Source organism: Ammoniphilus oxalaticus (assembly GCF_003609605.1).
GTDB lineage: Bacteria > Bacillota > Bacilli > Aneurinibacillales > RAOX-1 > Ammoniphilus > Ammoniphilus oxalaticus.
Map to the genome: position 1 here is coordinate 111,423 of NZ_MCHY01000011.1, position 16,345 is coordinate 127,767.

At 41.6% G+C, this 16,345-nt stretch carries 15 protein-coding genes; 2 read left to right on the forward strand and 13 right to left on the reverse strand.

What is annotated here, in order from left to right:
- Positions 1 to 42: 42 nt before the first annotated feature.
- The 9 genes from BEP19_RS15745 to fdhF all read right to left on the reverse strand — a co-directional run bounded on the left by BEP19_RS15745 (position 43) and on the right by fdhF (position 11,933).
- A complete protein-coding gene (locus BEP19_RS15745; protein ID WP_120190890.1) occupies positions 43 to 801 on the reverse strand; it encodes a LamB/YcsF family protein in 759 nt (252 codons plus the stop codon).
- Positions 794 to 1,804, reverse strand: coding sequence for a 5-oxoprolinase subunit C family protein (locus BEP19_RS15750; protein ID WP_120190891.1), 1,011 nt, complete (start codon positions 1,802 to 1,804; stop codon positions 794 to 796). The genes BEP19_RS15745 and BEP19_RS15750 overlap by 8 nt, the downstream gene beginning before the upstream one ends.
- On the reverse strand, positions 1,801 to 2,538 hold the full coding sequence (gene pxpB / locus BEP19_RS15755) for a 5-oxoprolinase subunit PxpB (protein ID WP_120190892.1): 738 nt from the start codon (positions 2,536 to 2,538) through the stop codon (positions 1,801 to 1,803). The genes BEP19_RS15750 and pxpB overlap by 4 nt, the downstream gene beginning before the upstream one ends.
- An 83-nt stretch (positions 2,539 to 2,621) precedes the next feature.
- On the reverse strand, positions 2,622 to 3,194 hold the full coding sequence (locus BEP19_RS15760) for a beta-class carbonic anhydrase (RefSeq protein WP_120190893.1): 573 nt from the start codon (positions 3,192 to 3,194) through the stop codon (positions 2,622 to 2,624).
- A gap of 647 nt (positions 3,195 to 3,841) precedes the next feature.
- Positions 3,842 to 5,116, reverse strand: coding sequence for an oxalate/formate MFS antiporter (gene oxlT / locus BEP19_RS15765; protein ID WP_120190894.1), 1,275 nt, complete (start codon positions 5,114 to 5,116; stop codon positions 3,842 to 3,844).
- Positions 5,117 to 5,585: 469 nt separating this feature from the next.
- Positions 5,586 to 7,274, reverse strand: a complete 1,689-nt coding sequence (gene oxc, locus BEP19_RS15770) for an oxalyl-CoA decarboxylase (RefSeq protein ID WP_120190895.1) — start codon at positions 7,272 to 7,274, stop codon at positions 5,586 to 5,588.
- A gap of 157 nt (positions 7,275 to 7,431) precedes the next feature.
- Positions 7,432 to 8,724, reverse strand: coding sequence for a formyl-CoA transferase (frc, locus tag BEP19_RS15775; protein ID WP_120190896.1), 1,293 nt, complete (start codon positions 8,722 to 8,724; stop codon positions 7,432 to 7,434).
- A 335-nt stretch (positions 8,725 to 9,059) separates the two neighbouring features.
- Positions 9,060 to 9,863 (reverse strand): formate dehydrogenase accessory sulfurtransferase FdhD, encoded by an 804-nt coding sequence (gene fdhD, locus BEP19_RS15780; protein WP_120190897.1) that lies wholly within the window; start codon positions 9,861 to 9,863, stop codon positions 9,060 to 9,062.
- Positions 9,864 to 9,884: 21 nt separating this feature from the next.
- On the reverse strand, positions 9,885 to 11,933 hold the full coding sequence (fdhF, locus tag BEP19_RS15785) for a formate dehydrogenase subunit alpha (RefSeq protein WP_120190898.1): 2,049 nt from the start codon (positions 11,931 to 11,933) through the stop codon (positions 9,885 to 9,887).
- A 914-nt stretch (positions 11,934 to 12,847) separates the two neighbouring features.
- Between fdhF and BEP19_RS15790 the strand changes: the two genes are divergently transcribed.
- The gene (locus BEP19_RS15790) at positions 12,848 to 13,144 is read left to right on the forward strand and encodes a YokU family protein (protein WP_170145403.1); all 297 of its coding nucleotides are present in this window, start codon (positions 12,848 to 12,850) and stop codon (positions 13,142 to 13,144) included.
- A 188-nt stretch (positions 13,145 to 13,332) separates the two neighbouring features.
- Positions 13,333 to 14,118: a hydrogen peroxide-dependent heme synthase gene (hemQ, locus tag BEP19_RS15795; RefSeq protein WP_120190900.1), complete on the forward strand. Its 786-nt coding sequence runs from the start codon at positions 13,333 to 13,335 to the stop codon at positions 14,116 to 14,118.
- A 62-nt stretch (positions 14,119 to 14,180) separates the two neighbouring features.
- Here hemQ and BEP19_RS15800 read toward each other — a convergent pair whose 3' ends face one another.
- From BEP19_RS15800 to BEP19_RS15815, 4 genes are all read right to left on the reverse strand, one after another.
- The gene (locus BEP19_RS15800; protein ID WP_120190901.1) at positions 14,181 to 14,486 is read right to left on the reverse strand and encodes a hypothetical protein; all 306 of its coding nucleotides are present in this window, start codon (positions 14,484 to 14,486) and stop codon (positions 14,181 to 14,183) included.
- Between the two features lie 116 nt (positions 14,487 to 14,602).
- A complete protein-coding gene (locus BEP19_RS15805; protein ID WP_120190902.1) occupies positions 14,603 to 15,055 on the reverse strand; it encodes a DUF420 domain-containing protein in 453 nt (150 codons plus the stop codon).
- A gap of 20 nt (positions 15,056 to 15,075) precedes the next feature.
- Positions 15,076 to 15,927 (reverse strand): cytochrome c oxidase assembly protein, encoded by an 852-nt coding sequence (locus BEP19_RS15810; protein WP_120190903.1) that lies wholly within the window; start codon positions 15,925 to 15,927, stop codon positions 15,076 to 15,078.
- Positions 15,928 to 16,034: 107 nt separating this feature from the next.
- Positions 16,035 to 16,343 (reverse strand): cytochrome C oxidase subunit IV family protein, encoded by a 309-nt coding sequence (locus BEP19_RS15815; RefSeq protein WP_120190904.1) that lies wholly within the window; start codon positions 16,341 to 16,343, stop codon positions 16,035 to 16,037.
- Between the last annotated feature and the right edge of the window lie 2 nt (positions 16,344 to 16,345).

Here is a 16,345-nt window from a genome sequence, read left to right on the forward strand (position 1 = left end):
AAGAACCAGCAAGCGATCGTTCGCCATGCTGGTTCTTCTTTTTCAATTTATCGATTGTATGCGAATGCCTTGCGCCTCTAACGATTGACGAATAGTTTGAGCAAGGCTCAAAGCCTGCGCCCCGTCTCCGTGAATACAGATCGTATCTGCCCGTAATTCAACATCCTTTCCTTGGACAGAACGAACCTTCCCCTCCTTAACTAGGCGTATCACTTGCTTAGCAGCTTGTTGATCATCAGTAATCAAACTGTCTGCTTCTTGCCTGGATGTGAGCATTCCATTTTCCTGATACGTTCGATCTGCAAAAACTTCATGGGCAACTTGTAGCCCAATCTGGTCTCCTGCTTTCACCAATTCACTTCCTGATAAACCAAATAAAACGAGTTGCGGATCTATTCTATATACGGCTTTAGCGATTGACATTGCTAACCCCTTATCCGCTGCGGCCATATTGTATAAAGCGCCGTGCGGTTTAACATGTCGTAATATGCCCCCCTCCGCCCGAACGAAACCTGCCAACGCGCCAATCTGATAAACGACAAGATCATAAGCCTCTTCAGGTGATATCGCTATATTTCTCCTGCCGAAACCGACTAAATCAGGCAAGCTTGGATGAGCCCCTATTGCGATATCATTAGCCAAGGCCAGCTTTACAGCGCGACGCATCGTTGTCGGGTCACCCGCATGAAATCCGCAAGCAATGTTTGCAGATGTAACAATCTTCATGATCTCTTCATCATTTCCCATTTGATAAGGACCAAAACCTTCTCCTAAATCACTATTCAAATCAATGTTAACCAACGCGCTCCGTCCCTCCCGCAAGTAATCTTGGTATCATTAGTTTCAAGATCTTCATTGATCTTCCACGCTCTAACCAGCAACGTTGCGCCTCCTCTAAACTAACCTCTCGGAAATAAATGTGATCCCCTGGTTTTAATTGAGCGACGATCGGTAGATCAACTGTGATTACATAGCCAATTTTCGGATAACCGCCAACTGTCTGACGATCCGCTAATAACAAAATGGGCTCTCCACTAGGCGGAACCTGAATCGTACCGTTAGTAACCGGTTCCGATAGCATTTCTAAAGGGGATTTTAATTTTAGATTTGCGCCCGAAAGTCTGTACCCCATCCGATCCGATTGCGGATTAATTTGAAAGGACTGTAAAAAAAATTGCCGCTGACTTTCCTCTGTAAAGGATTCAAACTGTGGTCCTCGAATGATTCGAATTAAAGGTTTAGACTGATAAGCCATAAATTGTTCATATGCGATGGCCCAGTTCACCGTTTCAAACTGTTTTACTCCAACCCAATCAACTTCATCGTAATTCGTTATACGCGGTTTCACTTGAAGACAGTCACCCTTCTGTAATGAACGGCCTTCAAATCCGCCTAACGCAGCTCGCAAATACGTACTACGGCTCCCAAGTGTCTCTCTCAGAGCGAGTCCGCCGCCTACGGCGAGGTAAGCCCGACAACCTAATTTCGGCTGACCAAATTGAAGAATGCTGCCCTTTTTCACCCAAACTGGGCGCCAAAGGGGAACGGATCGTTGATTAATCGTTGGCTGAAGATTGGCTCCACAAATCGCAATCAGGTGATCTTTCTGAAATTGAAGTGTTGGCCCCAACATGGTGATCTCAAGCGCAGCTTCATTTTCTCGATTACCAACGAGCAGGTTCGCAATACTAAAGGCGATCGAATCCATTGCGCCGCTGACGATAACACCATACTTTTGATATCCAACCCTTCCTAAGTCCTGAACCGTTGTTAATAAACCCCCATCGATGACTTTTAAACTCATTTTTCGTTCACCTTTAATCGCTCATACTGTTCCCGATCAATCCTGCGAAATCGTACACGATCACCTGCTTGGAGCAAGCTGGGTTGGCGCTGATCAGGGCAAAAAAGCCTTAAAGGGGTTCGCCCAATAAGTTGCCAGCCTCCTGGGCTTGCGATTGGATATATACCTGTCTGTTCTCCGCCGATCCCAACGCTGCCCGCGGGAATGACCAGACGAGGGGATTTTTTTCGGGGAGTAGCTATACGGGGATCCAGTCCGCCAAGGTACGGGAACCCAGGAGAAAAACCAACCAAAAAAACGAGATACTCACATTCTGTGTGAATTTGAATGAGTTCATCAATATCCAACCGATGAAATGCAGCCACTTCTTTTAGATCCGGTCCAAATTCAAAATCGTAGCAAACAGGGATCTCCACGGTTCGAGCCTTGGAAACAGCGCATAATTCTAACATTTTTAGTCTATCCTTAAGCAAACTTACTACGATTAAATGAGGGGACCCCGTTTTCTCACCTTGCTTCTGTTCACTCTGATGGTAATCAAAAACAATCATTGGATCGTAAAAAACAGCTACACTTGAATAACCAGGCACACACTCGATCCACCCGGAGAATGGCTCCTGTTCTAACGCATTCATAAAAAGTGTCACTCGTTGCTGAATACGCTCATCGATCTCCAGCCCAAAGCGAATTAGTACGGCTGAATCACCTAAAGCCGAAAATTCAACTTGCTTCATAGAAGTGTCCCCCCAAATAAAAAAGAAATGCGTCTCCTAGGTCATAAAGCAACCTCCAAGACGCATTTTGTATACGCTTTAATTTAACTGCTTACTACAGCTTCATATCCCGCTTCAACAACATCCATCCGACCTGTGTCTGGGTCCATGATTAAACCGTGAACAGGAATATTTGCAAGTAATGGATGGTTTCGAATAATCTTGACACCGTTTTTAACGGTTTCTTCTACGGAATCAAAACCACGTAACCAGCTTTTCAAATCGATTCCAGATGCTTCAATCGTGTTTAATGTATCTTGTGTGATCCCATTCTTCTTCATGTTATCAATCATCACACTCGAATTCACTTTCCCCATACCGCAGTCATGATGACCTACAAGAAAAATTTCTTTTGCTCCTAACTCATAAACGCTAACGAGGATACTGCGCATCACACTACCAAAAGCATGTGAAACAATGGCCCCGCCAGTCTTTAACAGTATTACATCGCCATTTTTTATATCCATACTTGCAGGCAGTAATTCTACTAACCTTGTATCCATACAACTAATTACAACATACTTTTTGTTAGGCAGTTTATTTGTTAAATAAGGCACGAACCTGTCTTCATCCACAAACGCGCGATTATACTCTAGAATTGAATCTAATAAATTCATGATTCCACCACCATTTGTTTCACATATTTTTGATCTTGCAATGAATACTGAACGAATATTTATAGATTGAACGCTCTTTCTGATAGCATTTACTTCTATTCGGTCGGGCGCGCAATCATCACTTTTTTACCTCACGAAAACGATTGCAACGGATTTTAAGGTTTCATTGCATTATACACTACTTTCATTTGACTGACAATAGAAAGCAGGAAGCTCTTTTTGAGACACCATAAGAAAAATAATAATTAATTCCACATTTGAAAATACATTTTTTGACTGCTTTAAAAAATGAGAGCAGATCTCTTTTTCAGATCGGCTCTCATTTCATGGTGTAAGGTTTATTGTTCTGTTTTGTCTTGAACGTATCCCCATGATACGTTCAATTAAGTTAGGTTTATGAAGTTTTATCAAACCAAGAGCAGGCTTAATTTAAACCGCTCAGTCTTGGTCCATCTTAGCCACTTAAAAACCATCGACTCCAATCGTATCCCCATAATACAGTTGAGTTGACGCTTTTATGGTGGCCACATTAATTACTGTAGCCATAATGAAAACACATGTTAAAATGAGAGCTGGCCTCTATTTCAGATCCGCTCTATTGTTGCTCTTGTTGTTAGTATATTTCTTAAGTTAGTTGTAATAGTTGTTTAAACACTCACTTGCTTTTCTTCAACAGTACCCTCGAGCATACGTTTATTTCTAGGCTTACCCATTCTCGGTAAGACAAACCAGCCAAGTACTGCGGCAACTAACGAAGTAGCGGCAGCAATGAAGAATGACACGTTCCATCCAACTGACGCTGCAATTGCGGCGCCAAGCCCTCCACCGAATACGGAGGCAATACCTTTAGCAGAGTAAACAAATCCATAGTTAGAAGTTGTATAAGCAGAACCAAACAAGTCACCTGTAGCAGGTGGAAATATGGAGTAAGCAGCTCCCCATGTAAAGATGACTAACGTAGTCATAATTACGAAACCAACTGGAGTTGAACCAACATACGGGTAAAGAATTAAACAAACAGCATTCAGTCCAAAGGATATTCCCATTGCGGCATATCTACCAACCTTGTCAGAGAACCATCCCCATCCAACGCGGCTTAAACCATTACTAGCTGTTTTTAATGATGCTGCTAATGTGATCATCGCAACTGGAATACCGATTGCTCGACCGTAAGGAACACTATTGGCTGTAATTAATAAACCACCAAGGTTAACAAATGTGAAAATCGCGTATAATACCCAAAAATGAGGTGTTCTTAACATTTCGCCCGGAGTAAAGTCTTCAGGACGAATAACTTTCTTTTCATTCTTGTCCTTCGCTTTGTTAGCTTGAGTTAAATGATCAGGGAATTTTAGCAGAAGCCCCCCGATGACAATAACTACAGCGAATAAAATACCAAAACGAGTCATAGTTGAAGTGATCCCAGCATTTTCAATCATAACAGTAATAGCAGGAATAAATGGTAAGGCTCCAGCGCCGTAACCAGCAGCAATTAATCCTGCGGCTAAACCACGTTTATCTGGGAACCACTTGTTAGCCATCCCAACACAGCATCCGTATACAAGACCAGCTCCACTACCTGCAACCGCGTACCATAAATAAAGCATCGGAAGAGAGTTTACATTTCCCATCATAGCCCATCCAAGACCTACCGCCAGACCTGCGATAATGGTTAGTTTTGGACCGACCTTATCAACGACAAATCCCCCACCTGGTTGGATTAACGTTTGGAAAATAACGTATACAGTAAATGCATATTGAATACCCGACAGATCCACACCCATTTTTTCCTGTAGTGGAGCTGCGTGGAGTTCCCATGCGTACTGTAAACATGCAATACTCATCATCATGAGAATCGCAATGACAAGTTGGACCCACCGGTTATTTCGAAATCCACCTTTTGTTACTACTGCAGTACTCAAGTTATAACCCCCTTAAAAAATTAATATATATGGAGTTGGTAACTTAGTTATGTTAAATAACTTCAACATGATGGAATCGATTCCCTATTTAATTCAATAAAAATTTAGTTAGATAAAACATATGGCTAATACGATCATTGACTAATTAAGTTCAAGATAGAAAAATGAAAGCAGGTTAGTTTGCAAAACTCACCAAACGCATATTGTTTGCGTCATTATAGAACTAACCGAATTATACAAAAATGAAGTTTATTCTAGTTGGTGTTTTGCATTTTTGTATGATTAGCAACGACGATGCGCCATACATTATCATGAAAGATTCCCTCATGGTCACCAACATTACCATCTTTTATCAAAATTCAGAAAATAGTTTATGTTCACAACGGCTCGTTATGAGCCGATGTGAACATATTGTGCTATTTTCTAATCAGATCTATTTCTTCAGATAGACTGAGAATATTGGATCTAATTAATTGCTTTTTGAAAGCGCGCTTTGTGGATTCAAGTGTGTAATGTTTCCAGACTCTGTACCAGCAGTCGGATCGATTACAGCATTAATTAAAGCTGGCTTTCTTGCTTTTAGCGCTTCGTCAACAGCTTTTTGTAAGCTAGCTGAGTCTTCTGCGTGGTAACCCACTCCACCAAAAGCTTCGATCATTTTATCGTAACGAGCTGGTAACAATCCTGTTGGAGATGGATCAGTTCCTGGAGCATCCCCACGATAGATACCAGAGTTGTTAAAGATTACTGTAACAACTGGCAAGTTGTAACGAACAATCGTCTCGATTTCCATACCGCTGAAACCGAACGCGCTGTCACCTTCAACAGCTAATACAGCCTCTCCAGTTTCAACTGCCGCTCCGATTGCGTAACCCATACCAATACCCATGATTCCCCATGTTCCTGTATCAAGACGCTTACGCGGTTCTTCCATATCGATAATGCTACGAGCAAAGTCTAGCGTGTTTGCTCCTTCGTTAACTAGAATGGTTCCTGGGTTAGCATTAAAGCCATCACGAACCGCGCGTAATGCGCTTGAGAAGTTCATTGGGCTTGGATCTGCTTCCAAACGCTTAGCCATTCTTTCGAAGTTTCTTTCTTTTCTTTCTTTGATGCTATTTAACCACTCTTCAGAAGGCTTCATGCCGCCTTTTGCTTTAAGCCCTTCAGTTAGAGCTGCAAGTGTGGATTTAATATCCCCAACTAGTGGAGCGTGAATCAAGCGGTTACTATCCATCTCGATTGGCTCGATGTCAATGTGAACAAACTTCGTATCATCGCTCCAAAGTGGCCCTTGTCCTTGATTTAGAAGCCAGTTCAAACGAGCTCCGCATAACAACACAACGTCAGCATTACCAATCGTATGCGAACGCGCTGCAGCAGCTGATTGCTCATGGCTGTCTGGAAGAATCCCTTTAGCCATGGACATTGGCAAAAATGGAACTTTGTTGGATTCTACGAAATCCTTAACTTCGTTCTCAGCTTGAGCGTATGCTGCTCCTTTACCCAATAGGATCATAGGACGCTCTGCCGAAGCTAACAAGTCAATTGCGCGATCAAGCGCCGCTTTACCTGGTAGTTGAGCTGGAGCAGGATCTACGATTCTAAACATTGACTTCTCCGCTACATCCTTATCTACTGTTGTAGCTAGTACTTCACCAGGGATGTCCACATAAACTCCGCCAGGACGGCCTGATACAGCAACACGGTATGCGCGAGCGATTGCCAATCCGATATCTTCTGGTCTATTAACTCGAATTGAAAGTTTTGCATAAGGTACAGCAGCGTTTACTTGATCAAGTTCTTCATAGTCACCGCGCTTCAACTCGGAGATTGCTCGGTCACTAGAACCACTGATCAGAATCATTGGGAAGCAGTTAACAGTAGCGTTTGCTAAAGCAACCATACCGTTCAACATCCCTGGAGCCGAAACCGTCATGCAAATTCCTGGTTTTTGTGTTAAATAACCAGCAATCGCAGCAGCATGTCCAGCATTTGATTCGTGACGGAACGCAATTACTTTCATTTCTCTTTCAACCGCTAAACGAAGTACGTCTGTAATTGGAATACCAGCTACAGCGTAAATGTTATTAATGTCGTTCTTTTTAAATGCATCAATAAGGGCGTGGAATCCATCTGTTAAATTTTGTGTACTCAATTTTATTCCTCCTGTACCAATGTAATCCTAAATAGCGTTTCTAGGCTCGAACCATTTTGCTAGGCCTGAGGCGACCGCTTGAAAGCGTTTTTAAAACGCTGAAAGCGGTCACATTCAAGCCGTATTTATATGCGAGTCAAATTAACTAATAAGAATATTAGAATTCGGTCGCTAGACTTACTTTCAAGTGCTCACCAGTAACACGCTTCTCAATCAGTTCATCAATCTGTTCGTTTGAATAACCGAGAGAAGAAAGGATTTCACGGCTGTGCTCCCCTAATAACGGAGACTCCTTAATTTCTGGTGTGAACGCAGTAAACTTGATTGGGCATCCAACCGTTAGATACTTACCGCGATCTTTGTGGTCAACTTCAACGATCGTTCCGCTTTCACGAAGATCTTCGTCATAAGCGATTTCCTTCATGCTCTTGACTGGAGCGCAAGGGATATCGAACTTACGTAGATAGTCAACCGCTTCATCTTTAGTTTTATCTGCTAAAACATTATCCTCAATATACTTGAAGATGTCAAATACTTTAGGCAGACGAGCTTGCGCTGTTGCGTACTCAGGATCTTCAGCCCACTCAGGCTTTCCAATTGCCTCTGCTGTACGCTTCCAGTTTTGACCTTGAATTGTGAAGTAAATGTAAGCGTTAGGATCTGTTTCCCAACCTTTACACTTCAGAATCCAACCTGGTTGTCCACCACCGCCAGCGTTACCGCCGCGAGGCACAGCGTCTCCAAAGCCTAAATTCAAGCTTTCTTGTGGATACTCTTCTAACTTACCAAGCGCTTCTAAGCGTAGTTGGTCACGAAGCTTAACGCGGTTCAAGTTAATGTTAGCCGCTTGCATCGATACCATTACTTTTTGACCTTTACCTGTAAGGTCACGCTGTCTTACCGCAGCTAGCAATCCAATTGCTAAGTGCATTCCTGTGTTTGAGTCACCGAGAGCAGTTCCGGCTACTGTTGGAGGTCCATCCCACCATCCAGTTACAGAAGCGGATCCACCCGCGCACTGAGCAACGTTTTCATATACTTTCAGGTCATTATAACGTGAGTTTTCTTCGAAACCTTTGATTGAACCGAAGATCAATTTAGGATTTAGTTCTTGCAAACGCTCCCAAGTAAAGCCCATACGATCCAACGCTCCAGGACCGAAGTTTTCAACTAACATGTCATACTCGCGAACCAACTTTTCTAAAACTTCTTTACCTTCTGGAGTTCTAGGGTTAAGTTCTAAAGACTTCTTATTACTGTTTAATTGAGTAAAATATAAAGCGTCTTTTTCAGGAATGTCACGCAACTGTCTTCTGGTGATATCTCCTTCTCCTACACGCTCAATCTTTAGAACATCAGCGCCTAACCAAGCAAGCATTTGCGTGCACGCCGGTCCAGCTTGTACCCCAGTCATGTCAATAATTTTAATTCCTTCTAAAGGCAAGCTCATTATTAATCACTCCTAGAATTAATTAAATTGGCAAACCATCTGAACTGTGTCCACTGTTTCACCAAGGGAAATACAGTGTAAGCAATCCTTCTTCTTTTCGCGAGGGCTTGACCCCATATTCTTCGTTGCTAAGCGCTCTCCTCCTAACACGATATTACTGAGCAAAACAACTTGTTTTTTGCTTCGATAATTATCCTATGTTGTTCCGCCTAAATTTATTCTACTATTTATTTGTTTTTTTTACAATTGATTTTTTAAAGTTTTTTAAAAAAAGTGTGTTTTCTGTTTAGAAAACACACTTTTTCGTCAAATTAAGTCTATATTCTTTTTCTAAATTATTGATTTTCCGGGCTCGTCAAGATGCGTTGTGGATGTGTGTATACATTCATACTCGCCTGTCGCACGAAACCAACGGCCGTAATTCCGAGATCTTTCGCAAGATCTAAGGCCAATGTAGTCGGGGCAGACTTAGATAAAATAATTCCCACTCCCATTTTCGCAACTTTCAAAAGCACTTCAGAAGAAATCCTTCCGCTGAATACGACAACCTTATCCGCAGCTGGAATTCGATTACGGACCATGTAGCCATAAATTTTATCTAACGCATTATGCCTGCCGATGTCTGTCCTAAATATCTCGATCCCATCCGCGCTGCATAGGGCAGCATTGTGAACTCCCCCAGTGCTTTGGAAATCACGCGAATGATTTTGCATTTGAGAAACCAATGAAAAACATTGATCAACAGTGATCGCATACTGGCTCATTACCGTTTTGGCAGTCCGAGCGTCATTTTGCAAATAAAACTGTCTGCTTTTCCCGCAGCAAGAACCAATAAATCGTTTTGAATGCTGATCTTTATTTACAGATTGTTTATTCTTTAATTCCACATGAGCAAATCCACGCGCTTCTTCAATTGATAAAGAAAGGATTTCGTCTGAAGAACGAATGAGTCCTTCAGACGCTAAAAATCCAACTACTAATTCTTCAATATGAGTAGGAGTGCATACCATGGTTGCAAATTCTTCACCATCCACAACAATCGTCAGTGGGTACTCAACAGCAATTTCATCCTCTAATTCCCGTAGAGCATTGTCAGCATAACGGATAATCGGTTGTTGAACAGTGACTTGTTGATCCATGTTATCCTCCTCCATCATTTATTATTTTACGTGTTCAATCTTAACCGCGCACGCTTTATACTCAGCTGTTCCAGCTAGCGGGCATGTAGCGTTAAGCGTCAGTCTATTTGTATCAGCTTGATCTGGGAAGTGGAACGTCATGAACACAAGACCGCGCGGGTTTTTGTCCGTCACTTTAATCTTGGTCACTACTTCTCCTCGACGCGAGCTTACTTTTACTGGATCACCATCTTTGAAGTTAAACGCAGTCGCGTCTTCTTCATTGATTTCTAAAGCTTCATACGGATCTCTTACTTTTTTATAGTCAGAAGTTTGAACACCCGTATTGTAGAACTCTAGACGACGTCCTGTAGTTAGCGTTAGAGGATACTCCTCGTCCGGCAACTCTGCTGGCGGCTGGTGGCGGACCGGCGTGAATTGAGCTTTCATTCCGACTTCGTCTTCCCACAGACGAGTATGCAGGAATTCTGTGCCAGGATCCGACTCATCATAGCAAGGCCATTGGATTCCAGCTTCATCTAAACGCTTATACGAAATGCCCCCAAAAATCGGAGCTAAGCTACGGATTTCATTCCAAACATCTTCCGCTGATTCATAGTTCCAGTTCGCTCCCATACGGTTCGCAATGTCTTGAACGATGAAGTGATCTTGTTTCGCTTGACCTGGAGGCGTTATTGCCGGACGAACGCGTTGAACGCGGCGCTCAGAGTTTGTTACCGTCCCGTCATTTTCAGCCCAACCAGCAGCAGGCAACACGACATCTGCCATTTCAGCTGTCTTTGTCATTAAGATCTCTTGAACAACCATGATATCAAGACCCTTTAGCACTTCTTCAACATGATTTGCATCCGCGTCAGATTGAACTGGGTTCTCTCCAATTACATACAAAGCTTTAATTTCTTTTGCTTCCATCGCTTCAATCATTTGCGTTAAGTTTAAGCCGATCTTATCAGGAAGCGGCGTTCCCCATTTTTCTGAGAATAGTTTGTGAGCCTCTTCATCATCCCATTCCCATCCGCCAACAAGACGGTTAGGCAACGCGCCCATATCTCCGCCGCCTTGCACGTTGTTTTGTCCGCGCAGCGGGTTAACGCCTGAACCATACTTTCCTACGTGACCCGTTAGGATCGCAAGGTTAATAAGTGAGAATACGTTCTCTGTTCCCTTTTGGTGTTCTGTAATTCCAAGCGTCCAGCAAATGATTGCTTTATCAGCTGTCGCATATAGACGAGCCACTTCACGGATGTCATCCGCTGGCACGCCTGTTAATTCTTCCGCGTACTCTGGCGTGTACTCTTCAACCAACTCTTTGTACGCTTCAAAATCGAACGTTGCTCGCTCGATAAACGCTTTGTTTTCTAAACCTTCTTTTATAATAACGTGACCCATTGCGTTAGCAAGCGCAATATCGTAACCTACCCTAACAGGCAACCACTTATGAGCCATTCTTGTTTGCGTAATTTCGCGTGGGTCAATAACGATCATCTTAGCGTCATTATTTCGAATTCCTCTTCGCATATGGTTAAAGATAATTGGGTGGCACTCTTGCGTGTTACTTCCCCAAGCAATAATCACATCCGTGTTTTCCAATTCATCATAGGACGTTGTTGCAGCGCCTTGACCAAATACAGTCACCAGACCGGTGACACTTGGAGCGTGTCAAGTACGATTACAGCTGTCGATGTTGTTCGTGCCAATTACTTGACGCATAAACTTCCCAGCTAAGAAGTTTAATTCGTTTGTTGAACGTGAAGAACTAAAGCAGCCAAATGCGTCAGGCCCATGCTCTTCTTTGATCGCGTTAAAACGTTCAGCGATATAATCTAAAGCCTCATCCCAAGATACAGGTGTAAGCTCGCCATTCTTGCGAACCATTGGATCTTTTATACGCTTATCACTGTATACATAACCCCAGCCTAAGGCCCCTTTGACACAAGTTTCCCCATGGCTGGATGGGTTATCTCTGTTACCTCTAACTCTGGAGATCTTTTCTTCTTCCACCTGAACTGTTAAACCACAGCCAGTACCACAAAAGCTACAAATGGTATTAACTTCATGAGTTGCGCTCATTCAGTTCCCCTCCATAAATTTTATTTTATTTTCCATTTCTACTATTCGCTATATTCCGAGAAAATCCTTCCGCCTAATAAATTCTTTTATTACTTTTTGCGGAAATTCGTTTTTTCTAGACATCGCCTAAACGAAATACGCTTCTTCTTAAGGTAGAATGGAATGATCTCTACAAACAATCGCAGAAGTTATTTTTATTGATGTTAGAACGACTGTTTCTTTCTAAGCCTTAGTTACGTGAAATAGAGTTCATCAGTGTTATCGCGCGACTTTTTCTTAGCCTCAACGCCCTAACTTCCTTTTGGATGGTATGTCGAAATCGTTCATTATGATTTTATATAATCGAAATAAGAAAAAACAGTCCAATTGATTTTCACTATTTCACGGTTCGTTATTTGTGTGTTTGTATTACATGACTTAGGATGCGCGGATCTCTTCTTATATATAAGAAACAAATTAGCTTTCCTCCGCAAACTCCTAAGCTATTGCAAAACCACCTCCACTGCTTACAACTCCATCCTAGTTATAATTTTAACACAAATCAGAAAGTTAAAATATAAAGAAACTTCTGGAAGTCGGCTATTTGACAAGCTAAGTTTGTTTTGGTGCTTTGTCCTTTAATTTGTTGCGATAATCCATAACACTGATTTACGAGACTCAAGATAGTTTCTATATATAACATAGGATAACACTATTTTGGGTGTTCTGACAATGGGTACTGTCACTTATCTGTAACAAAAGTTACTGCAAAAACATTTATTATTACAATATTATGCATACTTCACGAAAAAAATTGATTACCTCCAGGTATCTGAAATAATATCTTAAAAATGCGTTAGATTGGTTTAAACTTCTTTTTTATCATGTTAAGATGGATGCAGACCATTAAAATTAATGGAAAGGGAGCTGATATGATGTTCGAATGTATCTGGTGCGGGGAAAGAAAGGCTACAAGCGCCAAAAAAGATTGTCAATGGATTGAGCCCGGCGGTATAGATGTTGTACTTGTTACCGACGTGCCCGCAATTGATTGTCAAAGCTGCCAAGACGTTTATATTGATGACCAGCTAAACGCGGAAATAGAACAGGCATTAAACACGGTTGATTTAGACAAACTAGGCTTTCGTTTCTCTTATGATGAGTTAACAAACGCTCCAAAGATGAACATCTTTGAATTATATAGTAGCGGCGCGTCATTCAAATGTCCTTAAGCGATAGCAGACTGTCCCTCATTAGAAGTGGGGCGGTCTTTTTTTGTTTTTTTAACTTCATTATTTCACATTCACGAATCTGACATATTTACAGTGTCTATACATTTAATTCAAGCATTAACAATTTGGTAAAGTCCTTTAATGTGATATACTGAATATTAGAATAGAATTGAGAGGAGTGTTGCTCTGTGAGTCAAGGACGCGGGCATGGACAAGCTCAAAGCGAAGGACAAGGTCAAGGCGTTAAAACACTAGAAGGTTGGTACGCCCTTCATGACTTTAGAACAATTGATTGGAACGCTTGGAAAGCGCTCTCGGAAGAAGATCGCGCCCGAGCAAAGGATGAGTTAATTTCGCTTATGGGCGAATGGTCAAATGTTGGGGAACAAAAGCAAGGCAGTACAGCCGTATATACCTGTATCGGGCATAAAGCTGACTTAACATTTATGCATTTACGCCCAACCTTAGCGGAATTGGATGAATTAGAAAACGCATTTAACAAAACATTATTAGCTGAAGTGACGATCCCAAGCTACTCTTATGTCTCAGTTGTTGAACTAAGTACATATATAGACGCAAACGTGGATCCAGAAACTGATCCTTACATTCAAGGTAGATTAAAACCAAACTTGCCGAAAACACAATACATTAATTTCTATCCAATGAACAAAAAACGAGATGGAAATGACAACTGGTTCATGCTCCCATTGGAAGATCGCGCCAGGATGATGAGAGACCACGGCATGATCGGACGAAAGTACGCAGGACGAGTGACACAGGTTATTTCAGGTTCTGTCGGCTTAGATGATTGGGAGTGGGGCGTAACCTTGTTCGCGGACGATCCCGTCGTATTCAAACATTTGATCTATGAAATGAGATTTGATGAAGCGAGCGCGCGTTATGGGGAATTCGGAACGTTCTTTGTTGGAAGTCGTTTAGATCCAGAATCACTCTCAAGTTACTTAGAAGTATAAATTAATGAAAAGGCTGATTATAAAGTTTCCTTGAAACGGACTTTATAAACAGCCTTTTTTTGCTATAATTCATCAAATTCGTCAAGATTTACTTCATAACTCCGCTCCTGGTTCAGCATGGAGAAAGTCAATCTTGTACGTTCTATTTCCTTATTCAAGTTAATTTTAATTTCGATCGGATCTTTTAAAGATTGTTTGTCTAGGATCGATTTCATAGCTTGCAACGATTTCAACGTGAATGGCAAGGCTACGATTTCACCTCTTTGATCTGGAATATGCAGTAGTTTTTTGTTGTCGACAAAGCTTTCCACTGTATCTATCAAAAATTGAATTTGAACTGAGCTTAATTTAATCACTGTTTCCTCCAACCTAGATCCCCCCTCTTCTTCCTTTCCATTGTAGCTTGCCATTTCTCATTAATCTAGTAAATCGACACAAAAAAAGGCCGAATGCTCCTATTCGGCCTTTCATTGCTTGTTTTTAGTTAAATGCCTAAGATCGCTTTGATCATGCTGTCAGTTTCACCCGGCGTCCACAAAATATAGAGCATCAAATAAACAATAACACCTGTAGTCGCGGTAAAGAACCATATGATTGAAGTAATCGGTCCGATCTTTTTATGCAACTTTAACTTATTTCTAAAACCCGTCGTTAAAGAAGTTAATCCGAACACGGCTCCAACTGTCGCTAAGAAAATATGAAAAATCAAAAATATCGTGTAGAACATTTTCAAGTGCTCAGGCCCGCCGAATGTCGTATTCCCGACAAAGATCGTGCGTGACGAATAAATGATAAAGAAGGCTAAAGCAAAAACCCCAGCAAAGGTCATCACTTTCTTGTGTGTGTCAATTTTTCCTTTGGCAATATAATACCAACCAAATGCGACCAAAATGGCGCTCGTGACGATAAATACAGTGCTTAAGAATGGTAGTATCATTCATACTTTCCCCTTTACGGTTATTCAGTGATTTCCTTTTGATGAATTAAAATAGATGAGTCTCGCTCAAGGGGATCCACCGTGTTTTCTTTGCGATACCAGCGGAAAAAGATATAGGCCAACGTTGAACCGAAAGAAATTTCTTGCACAAACTTCATAACGATCCCCGACAATTGCTGGTCATAAATCGGCGTCAGTATTTCAAAAATCTGCGGCGCCCCAATATACTGAGCATAAATGATATGGTCAGCAAAAATCACTAAAGCGCATGCGGGCGTCAACAATACCGCGCCAAGAATGATACAAGCCATTCTTTTGATCTCGGAAACGGATGCGACCTCTGGAAGCGGGTTTAGAATTGGCCACCACATCTGAATCGCTAGCACAAATAAGAACAGATGAGCAATAACCATCACAACATATTTTGACATTATAAAATCAAAGAACATCGGTAAATGATACATGGAAAATAGGAGGTCGAAGGCGAGTAAATAAATGATTAAATGGGTTTCTAGAAGTTTTTTCATCCATTTGTTATTAATCCACGCTTCAAAAACATATTTAGGTGTGCCTAAGATTAACAATGGAGGTACAACATAATACATTAAGGCTTGTTGAAACATGTGCGCGCTGAGTAAAAAATGGTGTCCATAGAAATTAATCGGACCGCCAGCTGCAATAAGATATATAAAGCATCCTGAAAAAAATAATAGTTTCTTCGTTAATGGCACAGGATCTAGCGGATCTTCTTGTTTTAGAAAACGAACATAAAAATAAATCATGACAGCGGTAAGAAAGAATTGAAACGGGTCCCACATCTGCCAGAATCCGAAGTTCATGATCGCCTGGACTTGATTGTGCGCATCTAACATAACATATCCCTCCTATTGGAGAATAATATAGCATGACTCTTTACAGGATTTTACAATATAGGAAAAGAAAAAGGGGCGCCTGGTAGGCGAGCCCCTTTTTTAAGAAATTACCATCCACCTAACCAATAGACAAACGTTACGATGAACGCAACCACAAAAACTGTACCCATAAAAATTGCTACTGCGGGAAAACCGTGTCCTTTTTGTTCCATATGCATCCAAATATATAATTGAAAGAGAACTTGAACGACCGCGATACCAATAATAAATGGAACAACCCATGTTGCGTTACCGCCGATGAGTACAGCTCCAAACGCGAAAGCTGTTAAGACAATGGAGATGATGAACGTGACCAAATGTCTTTTAGGTCCTTCTGGACGATGCTGATGAGTCTCAGCATTGACTTGTTCAGTCATCG

Bases quoted from the DNA above. Each gene is read 5' to 3' on its own strand.
- BEP19_RS15750 (WP_120190891.1), bottom strand. From the start codon at position 1,804: ATGAGTTTAAAAGTCATCGATGGGGGTTTATTAACAACGGTTCAGGAC.
- pxpB (WP_120190892.1), bottom strand. From the start codon at position 2,538: ATGAAGCAAGTTGAATTTTCGGCTTTAGGTGATTCAGCCGTACTAATT.
- BEP19_RS15760 (WP_120190893.1), bottom strand. From the start codon at position 3,194: ATGAATTTATTAGATTCAATTCTAGAGTATAATCGCGCGTTTGTGGAT.
- frc (WP_120190896.1), bottom strand. From the start codon at position 8,724: ATGAGCTTGCCTTTAGAAGGAATTAAAATTATTGACATGACTGGGGTA.
- fdhD (WP_120190897.1), bottom strand. From the start codon at position 9,863: ATGGATCAACAAGTCACTGTTCAACAACCGATTATCCGTTATGCTGAC.
- BEP19_RS15790 (WP_170145403.1), top strand. From the start codon at position 12,848: ATGTTCGAATGTATCTGGTGCGGGGAAAGAAAGGCTACAAGCGCCAAA.
- BEP19_RS15805 (WP_120190902.1), bottom strand. From the start codon at position 15,055: ATGATACTACCATTCTTAAGCACTGTATTTATCGTCACGAGCGCCATT.
- BEP19_RS15810 (WP_120190903.1), bottom strand. From the start codon at position 15,927: ATGTTAGATGCGCACAATCAAGTCCAGGCGATCATGAACTTCGGATTC.
- BEP19_RS15815 (WP_120190904.1), bottom strand. From the start codon at position 16,343: ATGACTGAACAAGTCAATGCTGAGACTCATCAGCATCGTCCAGAAGGA.